At 73.5% G+C, this 22,752-nt stretch carries 17 protein-coding genes and 1 pseudogene; 7 read left to right on the top strand and 11 right to left on the bottom strand.

Translation table 11 applies throughout. The features are described from left to right. The first annotated feature begins 336 nt into the window (after positions 1-336). From FHX32_RS22050 to FHX32_RS22060, 3 genes are all read left to right on the top strand, one after another. Complete coding sequence (locus FHX32_RS22050; protein ID WP_167186567.1) at positions 337-1,443, top strand: PqqD family peptide modification chaperone; 1,107 nt, start codon at positions 337-339, stop codon at positions 1,441-1,443. Between the two features lie 16 nt (positions 1,444-1,459). Beyond that, positions 1,460-2,758, top strand: coding sequence for a hypothetical protein (locus FHX32_RS22055; RefSeq protein ID WP_167186570.1), 1,299 nt, complete (start codon positions 1,460-1,462; stop codon positions 2,756-2,758). A 157-nt stretch (positions 2,759-2,915) separates the two neighbouring features. After that, a complete protein-coding gene (locus tag FHX32_RS22060; RefSeq protein WP_167186573.1) occupies positions 2,916-6,764 on the top strand; it encodes an AfsR/SARP family transcriptional regulator in 3,849 nt (1,282 codons plus the stop codon). Here the strand turns inward: FHX32_RS22060 and FHX32_RS22065 are convergent. The 6 genes from FHX32_RS22065 to FHX32_RS22090 form a co-directional block, all read right to left on the bottom strand. Beyond that, the gene (locus FHX32_RS22065; protein ID WP_167186576.1) at positions 6,751-8,145 is read right to left on the bottom strand and encodes an FAD-dependent monooxygenase family protein; all 1,395 of its coding nucleotides are present in this window, start codon (positions 8,143-8,145) and stop codon (positions 6,751-6,753) included. The two genes, FHX32_RS22060 and FHX32_RS22065, sit on opposite strands and share 14 nt — an antisense overlap. 267 nt (positions 8,146-8,412) lie before the next feature. Further along, positions 8,413-10,644: a catalase/peroxidase HPI gene (gene katG / locus FHX32_RS22070; RefSeq protein WP_167189070.1), complete on the bottom strand. Its 2,232-nt coding sequence runs from the start codon at positions 10,642-10,644 to the stop codon at positions 8,413-8,415. A 48-nt stretch (positions 10,645-10,692) separates the two neighbouring features. Then, on the bottom strand, positions 10,693-11,097 hold the full coding sequence (locus tag FHX32_RS22075; protein ID WP_208419223.1) for a Fur family transcriptional regulator: 405 nt from the start codon (positions 11,095-11,097) through the stop codon (positions 10,693-10,695). A gap of 185 nt (positions 11,098-11,282) precedes the next feature. After that, positions 11,283-12,566, bottom strand: a complete 1,284-nt coding sequence (locus tag FHX32_RS22080) for a multidrug effflux MFS transporter (RefSeq protein ID WP_486481263.1) — start codon at positions 12,564-12,566, stop codon at positions 11,283-11,285. Between the two features lie 176 nt (positions 12,567-12,742). Continuing rightward, positions 12,743-14,404, bottom strand: coding sequence for a family 10 glycosylhydrolase (locus tag FHX32_RS22085; RefSeq protein ID WP_167186583.1), 1,662 nt, complete (start codon positions 14,402-14,404; stop codon positions 12,743-12,745). 102 nt (positions 14,405-14,506) lie between these two features. After that, a complete protein-coding gene (locus FHX32_RS22090; protein ID WP_167186587.1) occupies positions 14,507-15,403 on the bottom strand; it encodes a bile acid:sodium symporter family protein in 897 nt (298 codons plus the stop codon). A gap of 156 nt (positions 15,404-15,559) precedes the next feature. Between FHX32_RS22090 and FHX32_RS22095 the strand changes: the two genes are divergently transcribed. Beyond that, entirely contained in the window at positions 15,560-16,900 is a 1,341-nt protein-coding gene (locus FHX32_RS22095; RefSeq protein WP_167186590.1) for a glycoside hydrolase family 18 protein, read from the top strand. Between the two features lie 22 nt (positions 16,901-16,922). Here FHX32_RS22095 and FHX32_RS22100 read toward each other — a convergent pair whose 3' ends face one another. From FHX32_RS22100 to FHX32_RS22110, 3 genes are all read right to left on the bottom strand, one after another. Next, the gene (locus FHX32_RS22100) at positions 16,923-17,318 is read right to left on the bottom strand and encodes an MmcQ/YjbR family DNA-binding protein (protein WP_167186593.1); all 396 of its coding nucleotides are present in this window, start codon (positions 17,316-17,318) and stop codon (positions 16,923-16,925) included. Between the two features lie 84 nt (positions 17,319-17,402). Then, a complete protein-coding gene (locus FHX32_RS22105) occupies positions 17,403-17,837 on the bottom strand; it encodes a class I SAM-dependent methyltransferase (protein ID WP_167186596.1) in 435 nt (144 codons plus the stop codon). Positions 17,838-17,938: 101 nt separating this feature from the next. Continuing rightward, positions 17,939-18,772: an NmrA family NAD(P)-binding protein gene (locus FHX32_RS22110; RefSeq protein ID WP_167186600.1), complete on the bottom strand. Its 834-nt coding sequence runs from the start codon at positions 18,770-18,772 to the stop codon at positions 17,939-17,941. 81 nt (positions 18,773-18,853) lie between these two features. Here FHX32_RS22110 and FHX32_RS22115 point away from each other — a divergent pair, with 81 nt between their 5' ends. Together FHX32_RS22115 and FHX32_RS35330 are read left to right on the top strand one after the other, a co-directional pair. Then, positions 18,854-19,834: an AraC family transcriptional regulator gene (locus tag FHX32_RS22115; protein WP_167186604.1), complete on the top strand. Its 981-nt coding sequence runs from the start codon at positions 18,854-18,856 to the stop codon at positions 19,832-19,834. Positions 19,835-20,057: 223 nt separating this feature from the next. Next, positions 20,058-20,192, top strand: coding sequence for a hypothetical protein (locus tag FHX32_RS35330; RefSeq protein WP_486481353.1), 135 nt, complete (start codon positions 20,058-20,060; stop codon positions 20,190-20,192). 5 nt (positions 20,193-20,197) lie between these two features. On the opposite strand, the pseudogene FHX32_RS35335 reads toward FHX32_RS35330, so the two are convergent. Further along, positions 20,198-20,347: pseudogene (locus FHX32_RS35335) on the bottom strand (hypothetical protein); the annotation flags it as partial. 30 nt (positions 20,348-20,377) lie between these two features. Here FHX32_RS35335 and FHX32_RS22125 point away from each other — a divergent pair. Next, positions 20,378-21,418, top strand: coding sequence for a cation transporter (locus tag FHX32_RS22125; protein WP_167186607.1), 1,041 nt, complete (start codon positions 20,378-20,380; stop codon positions 21,416-21,418). Positions 21,419-21,505: 87 nt separating this feature from the next. Here the strand turns inward: FHX32_RS22125 and FHX32_RS22130 are convergent, their stop codons facing one another. After that, on the bottom strand, positions 21,506-22,750 hold the full coding sequence (locus FHX32_RS22130; RefSeq protein ID WP_167186610.1) for an FAD-binding oxidoreductase: 1,245 nt from the start codon (positions 22,748-22,750) through the stop codon (positions 21,506-21,508). Positions 22,751-22,752: the final 2 nt, after the last annotated feature.

The following is a 22,752-nucleotide window of genomic DNA, read 5'->3' on the forward strand; positions in this document are numbered from 1 at the left end:
TGGTGAGCTGATGACGGCGGGCGACAGGGTGGGCTCACCTTCCGGGGTGACCGGGAGGTGAGCCCAACCGAGGAGGCACGTCATGGAGAAGACCAAGGTCGAGCAGACCGGCAAGAAGAAGCTCGCGCTCAAGGTCCGCAAGCTGGAGCGGCTGGAGACGACGGTCATCCGCGAGGGCAACGGCGCCTGACCTTCCGCAAGGCACTTCGGTCGCCACGTGACATCGGGGGTGGCGACCGAAGTGCCGTCTCCACCCGGGTTTCAGCCCGGCGCCGGCCCGTCCCGGCCGTCTCCGTCCCAGCTGTCCCTCTGAGCATTGTGAGGTGGCGGATGCGCATGCTCCGGCCGCGCGTCAAGAGTGTCCACGAGCCGTACGTCCTGCCGGGAAACCGACTGATCATCGGCCTGATGCAGTACGGCGTGGCCGCCGAGATCCAGGACGACGAGGACGGCACCATCGCCCGGATCCTGACGTTGCTGGACGGCACCCGGGACCTGGCCCAGGTCTGTGCCGACCTCGCCGCCACCCACCCGGATCTCGACGAGGAGAGCGTCCGCGAAGTGGTGGACCAACTGATCGAGCAGGGGTTCATCGAGGACGCGGCGGCGCCGCTGCCGGACGGCTTCACCGCCGAGGACGCCGCCCGCTACGACCGGGCGCGGCACTTCTACTCCTGGATCGACACGACCCCCCGCCGGTCCCCGTACGACGTGCAGGCGCGGATCGGGCGGGCCCGGGTGGGCCTGCTCGGCCTCGGTGGCACCGGTACCGCGGTGGCCGCCGGCCTGGTCGCCGGCGGGGTCGGCAGCCTGCACTGCGTCGACTTCGACGTCGTCGACGAGCCGAACCTGACCCGCCAGCTGCTGTATACCGAACGCGACGTCGGCCAGCCGAAGGTGAAGACCGCGGTGGAGCGGCTGCGGGCGATGAACTCCCGGGTCGAGGTGACCGGCGAGGAGTGCCAGGTGCGCTCGGTCGAGGACATCGTCCCCCTGATGGCCGGCTGCGACGCCTTCGTGCTCTGCGCCGACAAACCCGTCCAGTTCATCCAGAGCTGGACGAACGAGGCGGCGCTGCGTACCCGCACACCCTGGTTCATGTCCCTCTACACCGGTCCGATGACCGTCGTCGGCTCCTTCCTGCCGTACCGGACCGGCTGCTACACCTGTCTGTCCCGCCGGCCGGACAAGCACGAGTTCCAGACCGACGGCACGCCGCTGATCGGCCAGCCGCGACCCAACGCCGTCATCGCGGCCAGCGCCAACATCTCGGGTCACCTCTGCGCGCTGGAGGTCCTCTACCACCTTGCCGGGCTGCCGCAGCAGGTCGCCGGGCGGGTCTTCCATCACAGCATCGCCCGGTGGGAGCACCAGTACTTCATCGACGTCCCCCACGACCCCGGCTGCCCCTCGTGCGGGGCCGACGCCGGGAACCGGAGCTGAGGACGAGGAGGTGGCCGTGGCGGAGATGACGGAGACACCGCCGGCGGCGGACAGCCGGGTCCGGTTCCACCCGCTGCACGTCCGGCCGTCGGACGACGACCCCGACACGGTGGTGGTGGGTCGGCCCGACGTCGGCGAGTTCGTGGAGTTGCCGGCGATCGGTGCCCGGGCCGTCGAGCTGCTCGACGCCGGGATGTCGATCGGGGCGGCCGAGCGCCGGCTCGCCACCGAGCACGACGTCGACGTCGACCTGGTGGACCTGGTGGAGGCGCTGCGCGAGGCGGGCATGGTCGCCGAGGTCGACGGCCATCCGGTCGTCGACCCGCACCACCAACTCCGGCCGCACCTGCCCGGGCTGCGAGCCCGGCACGTGAGCTGGCTCTTCGGCCCGATGGCGAAGCTGGGCTACCTGGCGCTGGTCGCGGCGACCCTGGTCACCGTCGTGCGCGACCCCGACCTGCTGCCGTCGTACCGGGACTTCTTCTGGACCGACTACGTCGGCCTCGCCGTGCTCGTCAACACCGCGCTCTTCTCGATCACGGCGATCTTCCACGAGCTGAGCCATCTGGTCGCGGCGCGCTCGCTGGGCGCGCCGGCACGGATCCGGTTCGCGACCCGGCTGCACCACCTGGTGCTGGAGACCGACGTGACGGCGATCTGGTCGGTGCCGCGCCGGAACCGGTACCGGGTCTACCTGAGCGGGTTGCTCTGGGATCTCGCCGTCGTCTGCGGCGCGCTGCTGGTGATCGGGTACGCCCGGCCACATCCGCTGGTCGAAGGGTTGCTGGCCGCCGTCGTGCTCGTGATCGTCATGTCGATGGCGCTGCAACTGCACGTCTACATGCGCACCGACCTCTACTTCGTCCTGCTGGACCTGCTGCGGTGCCGCAACCTGTTCCACGACGGTCTCGCGTACGCCCGCCACCTGCTGCGCCGGTGCGGCCACGCGGCGCTGCCCGGCCGGGTGGCGGCGGCCGGACCGGATCCGAGCGTGGGCCTGCCGGCCCACGAGCGCCGCGCGGTGCGGCTCTACTCGGCGGCGGTCGTCCTCGGCAGCCTGGTCGCGCTGACCAGCTTCGTCGGCTTCGGGATCCCGATCATCCTGCACGGGGCCGTCCAGGCCGGCTCGGCGGTGATCGCCGGCGCGACCGGCGGCAGCCTGCTCGCGGCCGTGGACGGGGCGCTCGTCCTCGTGGTCGAAGGCGCCCTGCAGGCGATCTTCCTCGGCACGCTCTACCGGCGGCACGCCCGTCGCCACCGGCCGCCGTCCACCGCCGGCGACGTGCCCCGCCCCGAGCCGATGCCCGCCGGCTGACCGGGCGGGGCGGCCCGCTCGGCCGGCCGCCACCCCACCCGGGACACCACGTTGCCGATTTCCCGCCCTCGCCTACTGTCGAGCCTGACACGGCGACCGCGAGCCACCGATCACGGTCGCCCTGACCGGCGCTTCGGAGGGCGAACAGGTGCCAGCGGTGACGTTCCGGCTGCTCGGTCCGGTCGAGGTGCGCGTCGACGACCGGCCGGTACCCGTGGGCGGCCCGCGCAGCCAGGCCATGCTGGCCGCGCTGCTGCTGGAAGCCAACCGCCTGGTACCGGTCTCCCGGCTGGTGGACGCCGCCTGGGGCGACCATCCCCCGGCGAGCGCCGAGGTGCAGGCCCGCAACCGGGTGGCCGCCGCGCGGCGGGCGATGCGCGAGGCCGGGCTCCCCGCCGACGTCATCGGCACCCAGGGTTCCGGCTATCTGCTGACGGTCGCCGACGGCCAGCTCGACCTGGACGTCTTCGAGGCGCGGGTCCGCCAGTCCGACCGGCACCTCGACCAGGGCGCGCCGGAGGTCGCGGTGGCCGCCCTCCGGGAGGCGCTGGCGCTGTGGCACGGCCCGGCGCTGGACGGCCTGCGTACGCCGGCGCTGACCGCCGCCGCCCAACGCCTCGACGAGCGCCGGATGACCGTGGTCGAGCGGTGCCTCGATCTCGAACTGAGCCTGGGCCGGTACGACGAGGTGATCGGCCGGCTGCTGGAACTCGTCGAGGCGTACCCGTGGCGCGAACCGTTGGTCGGCCGGCTCATGCGCGCGCTGTACCTGACCAACCGGCCGGGCGAGGCGCTGGACCGCTTCGACCAGTTCCGCCGCCGCCTGGCCGAGGAGCTCGGCGTCGACCCGACCCCGGAGCTGGCCCGACTGCGCGACCTGATCCTGCGCAACGACCCCAGCCTCCAGGTCGTACCCGAGCCGGTGTTGAAGGACCTCCACCAGGAGCCCCTCCGCGGTGCGCCGCGGCCGGCCGCCGACGCCCGGGCCAGGAGCACGTCGGCGGAGCGACGGGCGGCGCCGGCCGGCGAGGTGCTGTGGTTCGGGTTGCTCGGCCCGCTGCGGGTGGAACGGGACGGCTCGGCGCTGCCGGCCCTCCCGCCCCGCTCCCGCATCGTGCTGGCCTGCCTGCTGGTGCGGGCCGGTGACCCCGTCGATCTCGACACCCTGGCGGAGGAGATCTGGGGCATGGACCCGCCCGCGGCGGCCCACGCCGAGCTGGGCGAACTCGTCGACGGCATCCGGCACCACCTCGGCCCGACCGGTCGGGACCTGCTGGTGCCCGCCCGGAGCGGCTACGTCATGCACCTGGCGCCGGACCAGCTCGACGCGCAGACCTTCCGGCAGCTGACCGGCGCCGCCCGGGCCGCCCGCACCGCCAACGCCCAGGACCAGGCGTTGTCCCTGCTGGATCAGGCGTTCGCCCTGCGCCGCGGGGTGACGCTCGCCGACGTGCGAACCGGACCGCTGCTCAGCTGGTACACGGCGCAACTCGACGCGGAGTTCACCTACGCCGTGGAGGAGCAGGCCGCCCTGCTGTTGCGCCTGGATCGGGCGAAGGACGCGGTGCCGCTGCTGCGCCGGCACGTCGCCGCCAACCCGACCCGGGAACGGGCGCACGCCCTGCTGATGAACGGGCTCAGCCAGGCCGGCGATCCGGCGGGCGCGCTGGCGGCGTACGAACATGCCCGGTTGGCCCTGCGTGAGCAGCTCGGCATCGAACCGGGGCCGGATCTGCGGCAGGCCCACCGTGCGGTGCTGACGCATGACCGGACGCTCTGGGCACCCGGCGATCCGGTCACCGGCCCGGTGCCGTCGGCGGAACCGGCCAAAGTCCGACCGCGGCAGCTGCCGCCCGCACCCGCCGTACTGGTCGGCCGGGTCCGGGAACGCACCGCCCTGCGGCTCGCCGCCGGTGCGTCCCGCACCCGGGCGCGTCCCGCCGTGCTCGCCCTCAACGGCCCGGCCGGCTCCGGGAAGTCGACCCTGGCGGTGTGGCTGGCGCACACGTTCGCCGACCGGTTCCCGGACGGCCAGCTCTACCTCGACCTGCAGGGTTCCACCCCGGCGCTCACTCCGCTCACGCCGCTCGCGGCGCTGACCCGCCTGCTGACCGGCCTGGGCCTGCCCGCCTCGGCGGTCAGTGGAGACCACGCGGAGGCGGTCGCCCAGTTCCGGTCCCTGTCGGCCAGCCGCAAGGTGCTGATCCTGCTCGACAACGCCATCGACGCGCACCAGGTCGCCACGCTGTTGCCCGCGTCGGCGGACTGCCTGGTGCTGGTGACCAGCCGGATGATGCTCAACTCGCTGGACGGCGCGACGCACGTGCCGGTCGGCCCGCTGTCCCCCGCGGAGTCCGTTCGGATGCTAGCCGAGCTGATCGGCGCGGAACGGGTGGCCGCGGAGCCGGAGCAGGCCGCCCGGCTCGGCCGGCTGTGCGAGCACCTTCCGTTGCCGCTGCGGGTGGTCGGTGCCCGGTTGGCCGCTCACCCGGCGCTGTCGCTCCAGCGGCTGGCGGACCGGCTGACCGACGAGCGCAACCGACTGGACCTGCTCGAACTTCCGCAGTTCAGCGTCCGGGCCTGCCTGCGCTCCGGTTATCAGCAGCTGCACGAATCCGGAACCCTGGTGGACCAGCAGGCGGCCCAGGCCTTCCGCCTGCTGGCGGAACTCGCCGTGCAGCCGTTCGACGCCGCCGCCGTCGCCGCGCTGTTGGACGTACCGGCGGCCCGAGCGGACGCCGTCGTGGAACGCCTGGTCGAACTGCAGCTGCTGGAGCTGCTCGAGTCCGACCGGTACCGCCTGCACGACCTGCTGCGGCTCACCGGTCAGGAACTGATCGACGGCGACGACGGCGGGCACGAGACGCGGGCCGCCGCCGAGCGCATCATCGCCTACTACGTGGCGACCGCCTGGCGGGCGGCCAACATCGTCCGGCCGGGACCGTTCGACCGCGGGCCGGTCGAGTCGCCGCACGCCGTGACCTTCCCCGACCCGACGGCCGCCAACGGCTGGCTGGAGCGCGAACTGCCCACGCTGCTGGCGGTCGCCCGCCGTCATCCCGCCGCGGCCGCGCTGGATCTGTTGCGGGCGATCGGCCCCTATCTGGCGCCCCGGTCCCGTTGGGCGGAGCTCGGCGAGCTCGCGGCGCTCGCCCGGGACGCCGCCGCCGGCGATCCGGCGGGTGAGTCGCTGGCGCTGACCTCGCTGGGGCTGGCCCGGCACCGACTCGGTCATCCGCGGGAAGCGCTGGCGCAGCTCGAGGCCGCGCTGGCGATCCGGAAGCGTACCGGTGACCCGTTGCAGGCGACGACGCTGCAGATCATCGGTTTGATCTACTACGAGATCGGGCGCCCCGCCGACGCCGTCTCCTGTTTCGTCCAGGCGTACCGGCTGTACCGCCAGGCGGGCAACGGCTTCAACATGGCGGTCAGCCTGCACAACCTCGGCGAGGCGTACGACGTCCTGGGCCGCCCGGCGGCGGCGGAGCGCTTCGCCCGCCGCGCGCTGGAGGCCCGGCAGGCGCTGGGCGACCGGTTCCTGGCGATGTCCCGGGTGTCGGTCGGCCGGGCCCTGGTCCGGCAGGGCCGGGCCGCGGAGGCCGGCCGGTGGCTGGACCGCGGTATCGCCGAGGCCCGGGAGGTGGGGTACGGCGAGGCGGAGTGGCACGGCCTGATCGTCCGGTCCGAAGTCGCGGTGCGCCGCGGCGAGGCCGAGGCCGCCCTTGCCGACCTGCACCGCGCCGGTCACCTCGCCGAGGGCCTGGGTCGCCCCTTCCTGTACGGCATCGTGCTGCGGCAGTCCGCCCGGGCGCACCAGATGACCGGCGACGTCGGTCTCGCCGAGTCGAGCCGTGCCGCCGCGCGGGAGATCCTGGACAACTGCGTGACCGGCCGCGATCCGGGGATCGAGAGATTCCTGGCCGACAGCGACCTCGGCGGTGCTGACGCGTCCGCGGCGGCGAACGGAGCTGGCCGGGCCGACACCGTCGGCGTCACCCGGCGGTGACCTGCTCCGCGGAGCGCAGGTTGGCGCGCAGGGCGCCGAGGACCACGCCGGGGTTGGCCAGCGACCGTGGGTGCGCCCGCATGGAGACGACGTCGTTGAAGCGCCGCGCGGTCGGCACGTCCGTGACGGTCGCCGTGACGATCTGCCGGCTGATCCAACTGGAGAGCCGGTAGCCGCGCGGGTAGGGCCCGTCGACGTGCGGCAGCGCCAGGTCGGCGGAGGTCGACATCGACCAGGCGGCGTCGACCACCACCTTCTGCAGGGCGAGGAACCGGCGCGCGGGCGCCCGCAGGTCCGGCCCGGACCGCAGGTACGTCGACAGGCAGGCCGCGTGCAGCGCCGCCGCCGTCATGCCCTGCCCGTACACCGGGTTGAACGACGCCACCGCGTCGCCGACGCTGACCAGCCCGGCCGGGAACCGCTTCAGCGCGGCGAACTCCCGCCGCCGGCTGTCGGCGTGGTGGTAGGTCCGCACGTCGCCGAGCGGCTCGCTGCCGGCGATCTCGCCGAACTCCGGGGGGAACTGCTCCCGCAGCCGGCGGACGAAGTCCTCGGCGGTACGCCCCGGCCGGTGGTCGCCGTAGCCGGCCATCATGGCCATCCACCGGCCGTCCTCGATGGCGAAGAACGCGGCCCCGGCCACGTCGGACGACACCCTCGGAGTGTGCAGCGCCATGACGACCGTCAGGTCCGGGTGCGCCTGCCGGCGGCGGAACAGGGCCGTCGCGTAGTTGAGGTGCACGGTCATCCGCCGGGTGACCGGCCGCTCCCAGCCGGCCTGTTCCAGCCAGTCGGACAGCCGGCTCGACCGGCCCATGGCGTCCACCACGAGGTCACCGCTTTCGATGCCGGACATCCCGTCGACGTCGAAGCGCACTCCGGTGGTCACGCCGCCGTCGACCACCAGGCCGGTGGCGCGGGCGGTGACCGTCTTGACGTTGGGCAGGCGCAGCACCTGCTGGCGGATCAGCCCCTCCAGCAGCGGCCGGCTGCCCGCCAGGCTGTCGGCGTCGTCGGGTACGACGACCTTCCGCCGGCCGTCGAGGTAGCTCCGGCGGGCCGCCGGCGGGGCCTCGACCGCCCCCTGGGCCAGGGCCTGCTCGCGGAATCCGGGAAACAGCTGCTCGAGCTGGAGGAAGCCGCCGGGCAGCAGCGCGTGCAGCTGCGTCCCCTGTGGCACGCCGGGCCGTCCGCCGGGCAGGTGCAGGTCGTCCCGGTCGAGGATGACGACGCTCTCCGCGTGGTCGGAGAGCACCCGCGCGGCCAGCAGCCCCGCGACGCTGCCGCCGACCACCACGGCCTTGCCCAGCACCGGCCACGACCGCGCGGGGGGTCGCACCGCGTTCAGCGCCGCGAAGACCCGAGCCGGGGAGAGGGACATGGTGCTCTCCAAGGGGTGCGAGGTGTGGCCGCTGCTCGCCTGCCTGCCCGCCTGCGGTCGTGCGTGGGCGGGCCGGCGGACGAGCCGCCCGACGATCGTCGCACGACCACGGGCCACCGGCCCGGACGGGTTTCCGACAAATCAGGCGTCGTACCGCCACCTCCGGTCCTGCCCCGGCCGCCCGGCGGCACAGCTGTCGGGCGGCCGACAGCCGGATCGACGACGGGCGGGCCGGCCGGCGTGCGCCGGCCGGCCCGCAGGGCGGGATCAGGCGAGGTCGAACCGGTCCAGGTTCATCACCTTGACCCACGCCGCGACGAAGTCCACGACGAACTTCTCCCGCGCGTCGTCACTCGCGTAGACCTCGGCGAGCGCGCGCAGCTCCGAGTTGGACCCGAAGACCAGGTCGGCGCGGCTGCCGGTCCACCGGACCTCACCCGTGGCGGCGTCGAGACCCTCGAAGGTGTTCGCGTCCTCGGACGTCGCCCGCCACGTGGTGCCCAGGTCGAGCAGGTTGACGAAGAAGTCGTTGGTCAGCGAGCCCGGGGCGGTGGTGAGGACGCCCAGCGGCGACTGCTGGTAGTTGGCGCCCAGGACGCGCAGACCACCGACGAGGACGGTCATCTCGGGCGCGGTCAGGGTCAGTAGGTTCGCCTTGTCGACCAGGAGGAACTCGGCCGGCAGGCGGTTGCCCTTGCCGAGGTAGTTGCGGAACCCGTCAGCGGTCGGCTCCATCGCCGCGAACGACTCCACGTCGGTCTGCTCCTGGGTCGCGTCGGTGCGTCCCGGGGCGAAGGGCACCTCGACGTCGAACCCGGCGTTCCGCGCGGCCTGCTCGACGCCGACGCCGCCGGCGAGCACGATCAGGTCGGCGAGCGAGACCTTCTTGCCGCCGGTCTGGGCGGCGTTGAACGCCTCCTGGATGCCCTCCAGGGTGCGCAGTACCCGCGCCAGCTCGTCGGGGTTGTTGACCTCCCAGCTGTTCTGCGGCTCGAGGCGGATGCGCGCGCCGTTGGCGCCGCCGCGCTTGTCGCCGCCGCGGAACGTCGACGCCGACGCCCACGCGGTGGAGACCAGCTGGGGCACCGACAGGCCGGCGGCGAGGATCTGCGCCTTGAGGGCAGCGACGTCGTCGGCGTCGACCAGCTCGTGGTCCACCGCCGGAACCGGGTCCTGCCAGACCAGGACCTCGGTGGGGACCTCGGGGCCGAGGTAGCGCTGGATCGGGCCCATGTCGCGGTGGGTCAGCTTGAACCAGGCGCGGGCGAAGGCGTCCGCGAACTCCTCCGGGTGCTCGTGGAAGCGCCGGGAGATCTGCTCGTAGACGGGGTCGAACCGGAGGGCGAGGTCGCTGGTCAGCATCCGCGGCTCGCGACGCCTGGTCGGGTCGTGCGCCTCCGGCACCATGTCGCTGCCCGCGCCGTTCTTCGGACGCCACTGGTTGGCGCCCGCCGGCGACTTCACCAGTTCCCACTCGTAGGCGAACAGGATGTGGAAGAACTCGTTGTCCCACCGGGTCGGGTGGTAGGTCCAGGTCACCTCGAGACCGCTGGTGATCGTGTCCGCGCCCTTGCCGGTGCCGAAGGTGCTCTTCCAGCCCAGGCCCTGCTGCTCGATCGGGGCGGCCTCCGGCTCGGGGCCGACGTGGTCCGCCGGGCCGGCGCCGTGGGTCTTGCCGAAGGTGTGGCCGCCGGCGATCAGCGCGACGGTCTCCTCGTCGTTCATCCCCATCCGGCGGAACGTCTCGCGGATGTCCCGGGCCGAGGCGACCGGATCCGGGTTGCCGTTCGGGCCCTCGGGGTTGACGTAGATGAGGCCCATCTGCACCGCGGCGAGCGGGTTCTCCAGTTCCCGGTCGCCGCTGTAGCGCTGGTCACCCAGCCAGGTGGTCTCGGGGCCCCAGTAGACGTCCTCCTCCGGCTCCCAGACGTCGGCCCGGCCGCCGGCGAAGCCGAAGGTCTTGAAGCCCATCGACTCCAGGGCCACGTTGCCGGCGAGGATCATCAGGTCGGCCCAGGAGATCTTCTGGCCGTACTTCTTCTTGACCGGCCACAGCAGGCGGCGGGCCTTGTCCAGGTTGCCGTTGTCCGGCCAGCTGTTGAGCGGCGCGAAGCGCTGCATGCCGGCGCCGGCGCCGCCCCGGCCGTCGCTGATCCGGTAGGTGCCGGCGCTGTGCCACGCCATCCGGATCATGAGCGGGCCGTAGTGGCCGAAGTCGGCCGGCCACCAGTCCTGCGAGGTGGTCAGCACCTCGGCGATGTCGCGCTTGACGGCGGCCAGGTCGAGGCTCTGGAACGCCGCGGCGTAGTCGAACTCCTCGCCGAGGGGGTTCCGCACCGCGGGGTTCTTGGCGAGGATCTTGAGGTTGATGCTCTCCGGCCACCAGGCGCGGTTGCCGCCGCCCTGCGTCGGGTGGGGGGCGCGGCCGTGCGCGACCGGGCAGCGGGACTCGCTGCCCGCCTCCGCGTCGTGGACGACGGCCTCGTGGTGCTCGGACATCGGGTTCTCGGACAACGCATTCCTTCCGTGGTGGGCGGAACAGTGGGATCAGGAGTTGCCAGCGGTGGAGCAGTCGGGGCAGCGGCCCCGGTAGACGACCTCGGCCTCGTCGATCGAGAAGCCGTGGTCGTCGGACGCGGTCAGGCAGGGCGCCTCGCCGACGGCGCAGTCGACGTCGGCGATCTGGCCGCAGGACCGGCACACCACGTGGTGGTGGTTGTCCCCGGTCCGCGCCTCGTAGCGGGCCACGCTGCCGGGCGGCTCGATGCGCCGCACCAGGCCCGCGGCGGTCAGCGCGCGCAGCACGTCGTACACCGCCTGGCGGGACACCTCGGGAAGGTTCCGGCGTACGGCACCGATGATCGAGTCGGTGTCGGCGTGCGGATGCGCGTGCACCGCGTTCAGCACGGCCACCCGGGGACGGGTCACGCGCAACGCGGCCCCGCGCAGCATCTGCTGGAAGTCCAGAGCCGTGGCCACGCCCGGAAGTCTGGCCCGTTTTCTGGAATGAGTCAAGAAAAAATCTCAGACGTCACCTCGGATCCAGCCGGGGCCGTCCGCCCCACCCACGACGACCTCGTCCGCGGCAACCCCACCGGGTCGAACGCCCCTGACCGCGCGGGCCGGCGCGACGGTCGTCAGTGCGCCGCCACGACCACCACGTCCGAGCCCAGCTCGACCAGCCGGGCCGGCCGCACGACCACGAGCAGCACGGCCGTCGCGGCCACCATGCCACCGGCGACCAGCACGGCCATCGCCACCGCGCCGGTCCCCAGCACACCCACCAGCGGCGCGGCCAGCGCGCCGACGCCGAACTGCACGGCCCCGAGCAGCGCGGAGGCGGTTCCGGCCGCCTCCCCGTGCCGGGACAGCGCCAGGGCCGGCGCGTTCGGCATGGCGAGGCCCGCGGCGGCGAGAACCACCCACAGCGACACCAGCAGGCTAGGCAGTCCGCCGAGCCCGGTCGCCGCGAAGCCGAGCATCGCCAGCCCCGCCGCGGTCCCCACGCCCAGCGCCACGACGAGGATCCGCTGCGGCGGATAGCGGCGCAGCAGCCGTACGTTGAACTGGGTCGCCGCGATCAGCCCGACCGCACCGGCGCCGAAGGCCAGCCCGAACTGCTGCTCGTCCAGCCCGTACTGCTCCTGGAGCACGAACGACGACCCGGCCACGTACGCGAACAGGGCCGCCATGGCCAGTCCGGCGACCAGCACCAAGCCCACGAACGTCCGGTCCCGCAGCAGCGAGCCGTACACGCTCAACGTCGCGGCCAACCCGAGGGGCCGGCGCCGGTCGGCCGGCAGCGTCTCACGGAGGCCGAGGACGGCGACCACGACGAGCAGCACACCGAACGCGGCCAGGGCCACGAACACGCCGCGCCAGGCCGTCCAGCGCAGCAGCCCGCCGCCGAGGGTCGGCGCGAGGATCGGCGCGGCGCCCATGACCAGCAGCAGCCGGGAGAGCAGCCGGGCGAAGGCCGCGCCGCTGAACAGGTCGCGGACCACGGCCATCGCGACCACCGAGGCGGCCGCGACGCCGAGGCCCTGCACCACCCGCAGGGCACCGAGCACCGCGATGTTCGGTGCGACGACGCAGAGCAGTGACGCGACGACGTGCAGCGCGATGCCGGCGATCAGCGGTACGCGCCGGCCGACCGCGTCGGACAGCGGGCCGATCAGCAACTGACCGAGGGCGAGGCCGGCCAGCGTGCCGGTGAGGGTCAACTGGACCGCCGCGGACGTGGTGTGGAAGTCGGCCACGAGCGCGGGGAGCGCGGGCAGGTACATGTCGATCGTCAGCGGGCCGACCGCGATCAGCGACCCGAGCACGAGGACCAGCCGCAGGCGCTGCCGGGCGCTCATCAGGTCACCCGGCGTCAGCGGGGCCGCCGGAGCCTCCGGGGCGTCGACGGCGGCGGTCATCGGGTCGACTCCGACCGGTCGTCGGGCAGTCGGGCGGGAAACAGGTCAGGAGTCACACCTGACTCCAAATCCGGATCCGATGATCTGATTCCCGGTCCGGCCCGAGGTAACGCAGGTCACAGGCGAGGTCCGCCCCGGGAGCAGCCGGCCGGGACCGCGCCGGTGCGGCCGTCAGGTCAGCCGGCGACCGGCACCGGCGCGCTGAGCCCGCCGGAGTTCCCGCTGCGGTCCAGGCCGGACACGCAGTAGGTGAGCGGGCCCTCGGCCGGGGCGGTGCGGTCGACCCAGCCGGCGCCCCGGGTGGTGCCGACGAGCCGGGCGGTGTCGCCGTCCAGCCGGTAGACGGCGAAGCTGGTCGCGCCGTCCCCGCGCCAGCCCAGCGCGACGCCGCCACCGTCCGCGCGCCGCGCCTCGGTGACCGTGGGGGCGGCCGGGGGCGCTGCCGGTAGCTGCGTCATCGTGGGCAGCAGCGCCGGGCCGGCGTAGTGCGCCGCGCGGTAGCGGCTGACCGCCCCGAGCTTGTCGGCGCGCACCTGCCGGGCACTGAAGTGCACGCTGCCGCTCACCCCGTGCCGCCGGTTGAGGGCGAGCTGGCGGTCCAGCTCGGCCGGGTCCCGCCAAGCGCCGCGCTCGCCCACCCGGTAGTCGGCCTGGCCGATGTAGAGCTGTACCCGGGTGCCCTTCACCGTGGCCGTCCACCACGGCAGCAGCTTGGCGTAGTCGGCCTTGTCGAACCCGATGTGCCAGTAGAGCTGCGGCACCACGTAGTCCAGCCACTGTTCCCGTACCCACAGCCGGGTGTCGGCGTAGATGGCGTCGTAGCTCTGCAACCCGGCGGTCGCCGAGCCGGCCGGGTCGGTGCGCTTGTTGCGCCAGATGCCGAACGGGCTGATGCCGAACTTCACCCACGGCTTGATCTCCTTGATCCGCTCGCTCATCTCCCGGACCAGCGTGTTCACGTTGTGCCGGCGCCAGGCGTGCTTGTCCGGGAAGCCCCGGCCGTACCGAGCGAACGCCGCGTCGTCCGGGAAGTCCTGCCCGGCCTCCGGGTACGGGTAGAAGAAGTCGTCGAAGTGCACCCCGTCGACGTCGTACCGGCGGACCGCCTCCAGCATCGAGTCCTCGACGAACCTGCGCGCCTCGGGGATGCCCGGGTTGAAGTAGAGGCGGCTGCCGCGCTGGTCGGCGCTGGGGTAGGTCACCACCCAGTCACGGTGCCGCCGCAGCGGATGTGTCGGCGCCAACTGGTCCAGCCGGGGGCCCGGTCCGCCCACGGTGGCCGGCTGCCCGCCCCGGTACGGGTTGAACCAGGCGTGGAACTCCAGGTTGCGGACGTGCGCCTCGGCGACCATGAACGCCATCGGGTCCCAGCCGGGGTCGCGGCCGTCGCGGCGTCCGGTCAGCCACTCCGACCAGGGTGCGTAGCTGGACGGCCAGAGTGCGTCCCCGCTCGGCCGCACGTGCACGAAGACCGCGTTGTGGTTGTTCCGGACGGCCAGGTCCAGCCAGGCCCGGAACTCCGCCTGCACCGTCTCGGTCGGCAGCCCGCGCCGGCTCGGCCAGTCGATGTTGTTCACCGTCGTGATCCACATGCCACGCAGCTCGCGGGGCGCCTGGACGGGCCGCCCGGCGCAGTCGGGGGCACCGCCCGCCGGGGCGGCGTCCTGGGCGGCGTCGACGGCGGCCGCGTCCCCCGCGGCCCGCGTACCGCCGTCGACCCGGTCGCGCAACGACCAGGCGCCGGCCCCGATCGCCACGGCGAGCGCGACGACCACGGCGAGCGGGGCCCTGGTACGACGGCGGTGGGTGGCGGGAGCGGACGGGTCGGCGGCGGACATCGCCCCAGTCTGCCCAGCCCGGCCCGCCGGATGAACAGCCGGGCCGATTACTTAACGATCAGCTAAGCCGCCGGCGGGCCGCACCACACGCCGGTCATCGCCTCACGCGGGCGCGGAGCCGGTCGGCGTGGCGGCGGGCCGGGCGCCCAGGCGGGTCACCAGGTAGCCGAAGCCCGCCGCGGTGAAGAACATGACGATGCCGTAGACAGCCCCCGGGATCGCCATCCGGGTGCTGTCCAGCAACGCCGGGCTGAGTGCGATCGTGATGGCCAGGGTGCTGTTGTGGATGCCGATCTCGAAGCCGGCCGCCGTCGCGGCCCGCCGGTCGACCCCGGCCAGCCGCGGCACCCCGTAGCCGATCGCGAGACTCAACAGGTTGAACGCGAGCACGGCCAGGCCGACCGAGACGAAGTAGTCGGCGATGTTCTCCCGTTCGCCGAGCACCGCCCCGGCGATCACCGCGACCAGCACGACGACCGACAGGATCCGGACCGGACGGTTCAGCCGCTCGGCGACGCGCGGCACCCGGGCCCGGATCAGCATGCCGATCGCGACCGGGACGAGCACGATGGCGAACACCTGCAGCACCTTGTCGAACTGCAGGCCGATGCTCCGTCCGTCGGTTAGGAAGTATCCCGCCGCCAGGTTGACCACGACCGGCAGGGTGAACACGGCGAGCACCGAGTTGATGGCGGTCAGGGTGATGTTCAGGGCCACGTGCCCACCGAACAGGTGGCTGTAGAGGTTGGCCGTCGTGCCGCCCGGGGAGGCGGCCAGCAGCATCATCCCCACGGCCAGTTCCGGCGCCAGGTCGAAGGCGAGCACCAGGGCGAAGCAGAGCGCCGGCAGCAGCAGCACCTGGCACACCAGCGCGATGACGGCGGCCCTGGGATGGCGGGCCACCCGGCGGAAGTCGTCGACGGTCAGCCCGAGACCCAGGCCGAGCATGATGATGCCGAGGGCGACGGGCAAGCCGATCAGGGTCAACGCCGAGTCCATGACACGACATGGTGACCGCCCGGTAACCCCCTCACAATCCCCCGTGCGGCCGGCCGCCGACGACCCGAGGGCTCTTGACCGCCGGCCCTGATCCGCTTAGCTTCATCGATCAGAAAGGTGTCTTAACTAATTTCGCTCCATCGTCCGGGAGTGCCGATGCGACCGTTCCGTCACCGCCGCCTCACCGCCCTCGCCGCCCTGGTGACCGTGCTGGTCGCCGCCGCGCCGCCGGCCGCCGCGAGCGCGGGCGACGGCGGGAGACCGGCCGGTTACCACCGGGTCGGCTACTTCACCCAGTGGGGCATCTACGGCCGGGCCTTCCCGGTCAAGAAGCTCGACACCTCCGGTGCGGCCAGCCGGCTCACCCACGTCAACTACGCCTTCGGCAACGTCAGCGAGGACGGGCGCTGCCATGTGGACGGTGGGCCGGGAGAGGGCGACGCCTGGGCCGACTACCAGCGTCCGGTCCCGGCGGAGGAGAGCGTCGACGGCGTCGCCGACGCCTGGGGCGAGCCGCTCAACGGCAACTTCGGCCAACTGGCCAAGCTGAAGGCCAGGCACCCCGACCTGAAGGTGATGATCTCGCTGGGCGGCTGGAGCTGGTCGACGTACTTCTCGAACGCCGCCCGCACCGACGCCTCCCGCAAGGCGTTCGTCGCCTCCTGCATCGACCTCTACCTGAAGGGCAACCTCCCGATCCTCGACGGCGGCAGCGGCGGCCCCGGTTCCGCCGCGGGGGTGTTCGACGGCATCGACCTGGACTGGGAGTGGCCGAACTGGCCGGGCGAGCCGGGCAACGTGGTCCGCCCGGAGGACCGGGAGAACTTCACCAAGCTGCTCGCCGAGTTCCGCCGGCAACTCGACGCGTACGGCCGGCAGACCCGCAAGCACTACCCGCTGACCGCCTTCCTGCCGGCGAACCCGGCGGCGATGGACGCCGGTTACGAGGGCAGCAAGATCTTCCGGTACCTGGACTTCGCCACCGTGCAGGGGTACGACTTCCACGGCACCTGGGAGACGGTGACCAACCAGCAGTCGGCGCTGCGGGTGCCGGCGGGAGCGCCGGACAACCCGGACTTCTCCGTCGAGGTGGCGATCGACGGCTGGATCGCCCGCGGCGCCCCGCGCGGCAAGCTGGTCCTCGGCATCCCGTACTACGGCCAGGGCTGGACCGGCGTCACCGGCGGCGGCAACGGCCTGTTCCAGCCCGCCGCCGGGCCCGCGCCGGCCACCCACGCCGCCGGGTTCGAGGACTACAAGCAGCTCAAGACCCTGCCGGGCAAGGGCTACACCGTCCACCGCGACCTGCGCGCCGGGCACGCCTGGCTGTTCGACGGTACGACGTTCTGGACGTACGACGATCCGGCGGTCGTGCTGCAGAAGACGCTGTACATCCGGCGGGCCGGCCTGGCCGGGGCGATGATCTGGTCGTTGGACGGCGACGACGACAACGCCACGCTGACCAGGACGATCAGCCTCGGGCTCGCGACCTGGTAGCCGCGCTTCACCGGCGGCCCGCTCAGGCCGAAGTCGCGCTCGACGGGTCGGCGCGCTCGTCGAGGTCGCCGTGGAGCGCGTCGGGGGCGCGCATCCGCCACGCGTCGGTGACGAGTTCGTGCAGGCGTGCCACGCTCACCTGCGCCAGCCGCACCATGACCAGCGGCAACCCGTCGTAGCCGGGCGTGGTGAAGAACAGCTCCGGCTCGCCGAGCAGGAGGGCCTGCTTCTCCGCCTCGTCGCCCACGTACAGCACCGCGATGTCGGTCCGGATGACGCGCGGCCGACCCGGCCGGCGCTCCGGGTAGGACCAGACGAAACCCTTGTCGGCCACCCGGAAGTCGAAGCCGTCGCTGTCGATCTCGACCACGTGCGGCAGGGCGAGGGCCAGGCGACGGACGTCGTCCGCGTCAGCCATCGCCGTCGCCGCCGGATGTCGCAACCCGCATGCGCACAGGTTAGCCGCCGCCCCGGCCACGTCGGTCCGGCATCCGTCGCCGGCTCAGGCCCGCGGAATGTCCAGCACGCGCAGCGGATCGCCGCCGTCGACGAAGAGCCGGGCATCCGCGGTGGTCGCCATCGCGATCCGCCGCAGCGCCCGGCGACCGGCCTCGGGGTGCCGCCCGTCCAAGGCGCCGACCCGGACGGCGAACACGATGTCGTACGGCTCCTCCCCCGGCTCCAGCACGAGGTCCTCTGCCGCTACCTGCCGGACGCTCATCCGGCCCGACCCGATCTCGGCCGCCGCCGCGGCCCGCGCCTGGGCGACGGCGCTGGCGGACCGGTCGATGGCCAGGATGTGACCGGTGGTGAGCCGGGCGGCGACCGCTCGTGCGGCCGCACCGGGGCCGCATCCGATCTCCAGGACGCGGGAGTGCGCCCGCACCGGAAGCGCGTCCACGATCGCGGCCAGACGGGGTGACAGGCGTGCCGGCACGGCGACAGGATAGGCGATCCGCTCGCGGTGGGAAGCCCGCCGACGGCCTGCCGGTGCAACCCGGCGCCGGCGGCGGGCACCTGCCCCGCGGGGGTGCCGGCTCAGCGCCACGCCCCCGCCGCCACCGCCGCGGCGACATACGACTCGAAGTCCGTCGGCTCCCGGTTCAGCACCTGCCGGACGCCGTCCACCGGCTCGGCCAGGATCCCTTCCCGGGTGACCTCGAACAGCGAGCTGAGCAGCCCGATCCACGGGTCCTCGACACCGCTGGCCCGCAGCTCCGCCTCGTACTGCGCCGGCGTCAGTTCCACGAAGCGCATCTGCCGGCCACTGGCGCGAGCGATCATGTCGACCGCCTCGGCGTAGCCGAGGGCGCGCGGCCCGGACAGCTCGTACGTCCGGCCGGCGTGCCCGTCCTCGGTCAGCAGCACCGCCGCGACCTCCGCCAGGTCGTCGGCGTCGACGAAGGGTTCCGGGACGCCACCCGTCGGCAGCGCCAGTCGCCCGGCCAGCAGCGGCGCGTGGTACAGGTCCTCGCTGAAGTTCTGGGCGAAGTTGTTCGCGCGCATGATCGCCCATTCGGCGCCGGAGTCGCGCACCGCCTGCTCCGTGGCGATCATGCTCTGGTCGGCACCCTCGCGCTGCGCCCACACGTCCACGCCGCGCCCGGAGAGCGCCACGAACCGCTCGACCCCGGCCGCCGTCGCGGTCTTGACGAACTCCCCGGCCAGGTCGGGGTCCTCCGGCGCCACCAGGTACGCCGCCCGTACGTCGCGCAGCACGGCGGGCCAGGTCGCGCGGTCGTTCCAGTCGAAGCGCGTCTCACCGGAGCGGGACGCCGCGCGGGTCGGGACACCCCGCGACCTGAGCGCACGCACCACCCGACGTCCGGTCTTGCCGGTGCTTCCCAATACCAAGGTCAATCCTGCGGTCATGGGTCCAGTCAACCGAGCGCCGTCCGGGCGGACCATACGTCAGCGGCTCCGACGCATGTCCGTCCGGCTACCGTGAAACCCGTGGATGTGCTGGGAGATCTGTTGCGCGGGGTACGCAGCAACGGGGCGGTGCTGGGCGAGACGGTGCTGTCCGCGCCGTGGTCGCTCCGGTTCGCCGACGGGGCGGACCTGACGCTGTGCGTGATGACGCGCGGCTCAGGGTGGCTGGTGCCCGCGTCCGGCGAACCGCGGCGGCTGCGGGCCGGCGACATCGCGGTGGTTCGCGGGCCGGAACCGTTCCTGTTCGCCGACGGCCCGGCGCCGCGCGTCGCACCGACCGACGTGCGCTGCCTGGATCCGGCAGCCTGCGACGCGGTCCGGCCCGAGATCTGCGCCGGCGACGGCGCCACCGCGCTGGCCGTCGGCGTGTACCGGAACGACCGGGACACCGGGCACCGGCTGCTCGGCGCGCTGCCGCCGGCGCTCGTCGTGCCGGGGACCTGCGACGACAGCCTCCTGCGCCTGATCAGCGCCGAGATCACCGAGGATCGCGCCGGGCAGACCGTGGTGCTGGACCGGCTGCTCGACTGGCTGCTGGTCTGCACCCTGCGGGCCTGGTTCGACGGTCCGGACGCGGCGCCGCCCGCCTGGTACCGGGCGCTCGCCGACCCGGTCGTCGGCCCGGCGCTGCGCGCGATGCACGAGGACCCGGCCCGGCCGTGGACGACCGCCGCGCTGGCGGCGCACACCTCGGTGTCCCGCGCGGCGCTGGGCAAGCGGTTCACCGCGCTGGTCGGCGAGCCGCCGCTGACCTACCTGACCTCGTGGCGGATGGCGCTGGCCGCGGAGTTGCTGGCCGACGACGCGGTGACCCTCGCCGCCGTGGCCCGGCGGGTCGGCTACGCCAGTGAATTCGCCTTCAGCGCCGCCTTCAAGCGGGTCCGCGGCATCAGCCCCAGCCAGCACCGCCGCCTCAGCCGCGGCGGCGAGCGGACGGCCAAGCCGGCCCCTGCCGGCGCCGCCCGCGCACCGAGCCTCGTCGCCCTCCACCCGAGCGGGTGACGAGGCCCGACCCGCGGTCAGCAGTACAGGTTCGCTCCGCGGCGGGGCAGCCGTACGGCTGGCTGTAGTCGCAGTAGTGCGGGTAGTTCACGCTGTTCTGCTCCACGATGTGCACGAGCCCGCCGGTCTCGTGGTGCACGTTCGCCAGGAACGCGGCGGCCTCCTGGCGCTGGACGGTGGCGCTGCCGGTCCTGGTGAACGCCGGGTAGGCGCTGAGCGCGAGGTGACCACGAAGCCGCCGGGGTTGGTGGGTGGCGGGCTGCTGGTGGGCGGGGTGCCGCCGCACGCGCCGAGGTCCTGCCGGACGCCGGTGGTGCCCGCCGGGGCCTCGTTCTGGGTCCACCACTTCGCCTGGTAGTTGCGCGCGTTGTGGGAGACCTGGGCGCCGCCGGTGTAGACGGCCGAGGACTGCCAGGGGGCCGCGCAGGCCGCGGCCGACGCGGCGGTCGACGGGACCTTCTGTTCACAAACCTTACTATTGTTCGGACGACCCGTTCGCGCGCGCCGGTGCATCACCGGCGCGGTTCGGGGAACCACCGGCCGGTGCCGGACGTGACCGCTCTGCCCTGGCCCCTGCCCTGGAGTGCCGCCGTGTTCGTCCTGGCCGGGGTCGTCACCGTCGCGGGGAGCATCCGCCTGGCCGGCCTCGGTGACGCCCTGGCCGACCGCACGGGCTGGGGCGAGGCCCTGTTCGGCGTGGTGTTCTTCGGCATCGTCACCGGCCTGTCCGGCATCGTCATGACCATCGTCGCCGCCGGCAGCGGAGAGGCCAGCCTCGGCTACAGCAACGCCGTGGGCGGGATCGCCGCGCAGACCACGGCGGTCGCCGTCGCCGATGCCTTCCATCGCCGGGTGAACCTCGAACACGCCGCCGCATCGCTGTCGAACCTGCTCTCCGGCTGCCTGCTCATCGCGCTGCTCGCGCTCGCGCTGCTGGCCAGCTACGTCCCGGAGACCACCATCGCCGGCGTCGACCCGATGTCCGCCGTCCTCGTCGCCGCCTACGTCGGCGGGCTGGTGCTCATCCGCCGCGCCGGGGCACAACCGATGTGGCAGGCGATCGCCACCGCGGAGACCCGACCCGACATCCCGCACAACGAGAATCCCCTGAACCGCCGACCACCGGGCTGGCTGTGGAGCCGCTTCGCCCTCGTCGGGCTGCTGGTCGCCGCCGGCGGCTGGGTCGTGGCGCTGGCCGCCGAGAGCATCGTCGACCTCACCGGCCTCACCGCCGGGTTCGTCGGGGCGGTGCTCATGGGCATCATCAACGCGCTACCGGAGACCGTCACCGCCATCGCCGCCGTGCGACGGGGCGCGGTCACCCTCGCCATCGCCGCCGTGCTCGGCGGCAACATCCTCGACGTGCTCACTCTCGTCGCCGGCGACCTGGCCTACCGGCAGGGGTCGATCTACCACAGCGCGGGCGCCCCCGAACTGCTCGCCACGACCACCAGTCTCTTCATGACCGCCACGCTGCTCGGTGGCCTGCTCATCCGCCAGACCTGCGGATGGGGCCGGCTCGGCTTCGAGGGGATCCTGCTGCTGGTGAGCTACGCCGCCATGATCCTCGTCCTCGCGCTCTGACAGCGGATCAGCAGCCGCGGCGCGAGGACGGCGGACCGGCGGCCGCGGCGCGGGAACGGCGGGCCGGTGCCGAGCGGGCAGCGCACCCTAGGCTGCGGTCAGCACGGCGGGCGGGACGGCGAGGCCGGCGCCGAAGACGTTGTCCGGGTCGTGGGCCGCCTTGATCCGGCGCAGCGCCGCCCAGTTCCCGGCGGTGAACGCCGACGGCATCCGGGACGGGTCGTGGAGGAAGTTGAGGAAGCTGCTGCCGAGCCCGCGGCGGCTCAGCGCCGCCGCGGTCCGCGGTGACGCCACGGTGTCGAGAACGATCGACAGCGGCGCATCCCGATGAGCGGCGGCGCCGCAGTCGCGGGCGATCCGACCGCCCCAGTGGCGGATCTCGACCGTGGCGTCCGGCTCGTCCACCAGTGCGGCGAGGAGGTCGTCGTCGAGGGTACGGACCTGGTCGAAGGTACGCGCGAAGGTCCCGCCCATCGCCGCGTGGGCGTAGTCGACGACCCGCATGCCGTCGTCGAGGACCGGTCCGGCGACCTTGCGCAGCGGTTCCAGCAGCGCGCGGCCCCGGTCGGGGTCACCGGCGTACATGGCCTTCAGCACCAGCGACCCGTCGCGGGTGAGCAGCACCGCGGAGCTGAGCGCGTCGGGCACCCGCTCGATCCACTGCCGGTAGCCGGCGAGCGTCTCGGCGGCCCGGTCCCGCCCGAAGGTGAGCGCGCCGGCGTACACCCGGGTGACCGGGTAGAGGCGGAACTCGAGCGCGGTGACCACGCCGAACGAGCCGCCGCCACCACACAACGCCCAGAACAGGTCGGGGTCGCGGTCGGGGCTGACCGTCCGCGGCGTGCCGTCGGCCGTGACGATCTGTGCGCGCAGCACGCTGTCGGCAGCCAGGCCGTGCGCCCGGGCCAGCCAGCCCAGGCCGCCGCCCAGGGTGTAGCCGGTCACCCCCACGTCGGGCGAGGAACCGGACAGCGGCGCGAGCCCGAACGGCGCGGCGGCTCGCAGCACGTCGCCCCAGCGGGCGCCGGGGCCGACGCGGGCGATCCGGCGGTCCGGGTCGACCACCACCGCCGCCATCGCGCCGGTGTGGAGCAGTAGCGCGCCGTCGTGCGCCACGTGCGTCCCGTGGCCGGTGGCCTGGACCGCGAAGGGCAACGCGTGGTGCCGCGCGGCCAGCACCGCCCGGCGTACGTCGGCGGTGCCGGCGGCGCGCACCACGACGGCGGGCCGTGGGTCGAGCGCCGGATTGAGCGCCCTGCGGTGGTCGTCGTAGCCGGGGTCGCCGGGAAGGAAGACGCGGCCGTCGATGCGGAGTGTCTGCTGAATCGTCATGC

This window comes from Micromonospora sp. CNZ280, assembly GCF_011759515.1.

Coding starts and splice junctions, on each gene's coding strand:
- FHX32_RS22085 (WP_167186583.1), bottom strand. CDS start 14,404: ATGTCCGCCGCCGACCCGTCCGCTCCCGCCACCCACCGCCGTCGTACC.
- FHX32_RS22130 (WP_167186610.1), bottom strand. CDS start 22,750: ATGACGATTCAGCAGACACTCCGCATCGACGGCCGCGTCTTCCTTCCC.
- FHX32_RS22050 (WP_167186567.1), top strand. CDS start 337: ATGCTCCGGCCGCGCGTCAAGAGTGTCCACGAGCCGTACGTCCTGCCG.
- katG (WP_167189070.1), bottom strand. CDS start 10,644: ATGTCCGAGCACCACGAGGCCGTCGTCCACGACGCGGAGGCGGGCAGC.
- FHX32_RS22100 (WP_167186593.1), bottom strand. CDS start 17,318: ATGGCTGACGCGGACGACGTCCGTCGCCTGGCCCTCGCCCTGCCGCAC.
- FHX32_RS22095 (WP_167186590.1), top strand. CDS start 15,560: ATGCGACCGTTCCGTCACCGCCGCCTCACCGCCCTCGCCGCCCTGGTG.
- FHX32_RS22065 (WP_167186576.1), bottom strand. CDS start 8,145: ATGTCCCTCTCCCCGGCTCGGGTCTTCGCGGCGCTGAACGCGGTGCGA.
- FHX32_RS22075 (WP_208419223.1), bottom strand. CDS start 11,097: ATGCTGCGCGGGGCCGCGTTGCGCGTGACCCGTCCCCGGGTGGCCGTG.
- FHX32_RS22110 (WP_167186600.1), bottom strand. CDS start 18,772: ATGACCGCAGGATTGACCTTGGTATTGGGAAGCACCGGCAAGACCGGA.
- FHX32_RS22090 (WP_167186587.1), bottom strand. CDS start 15,403: ATGGACTCGGCGTTGACCCTGATCGGCTTGCCCGTCGCCCTCGGCATC.
- FHX32_RS22080 (WP_486481263.1), bottom strand. CDS start 12,566: ATGACCGCCGCCGTCGACGCCCCGGAGGCTCCGGCGGCCCCGCTGACG.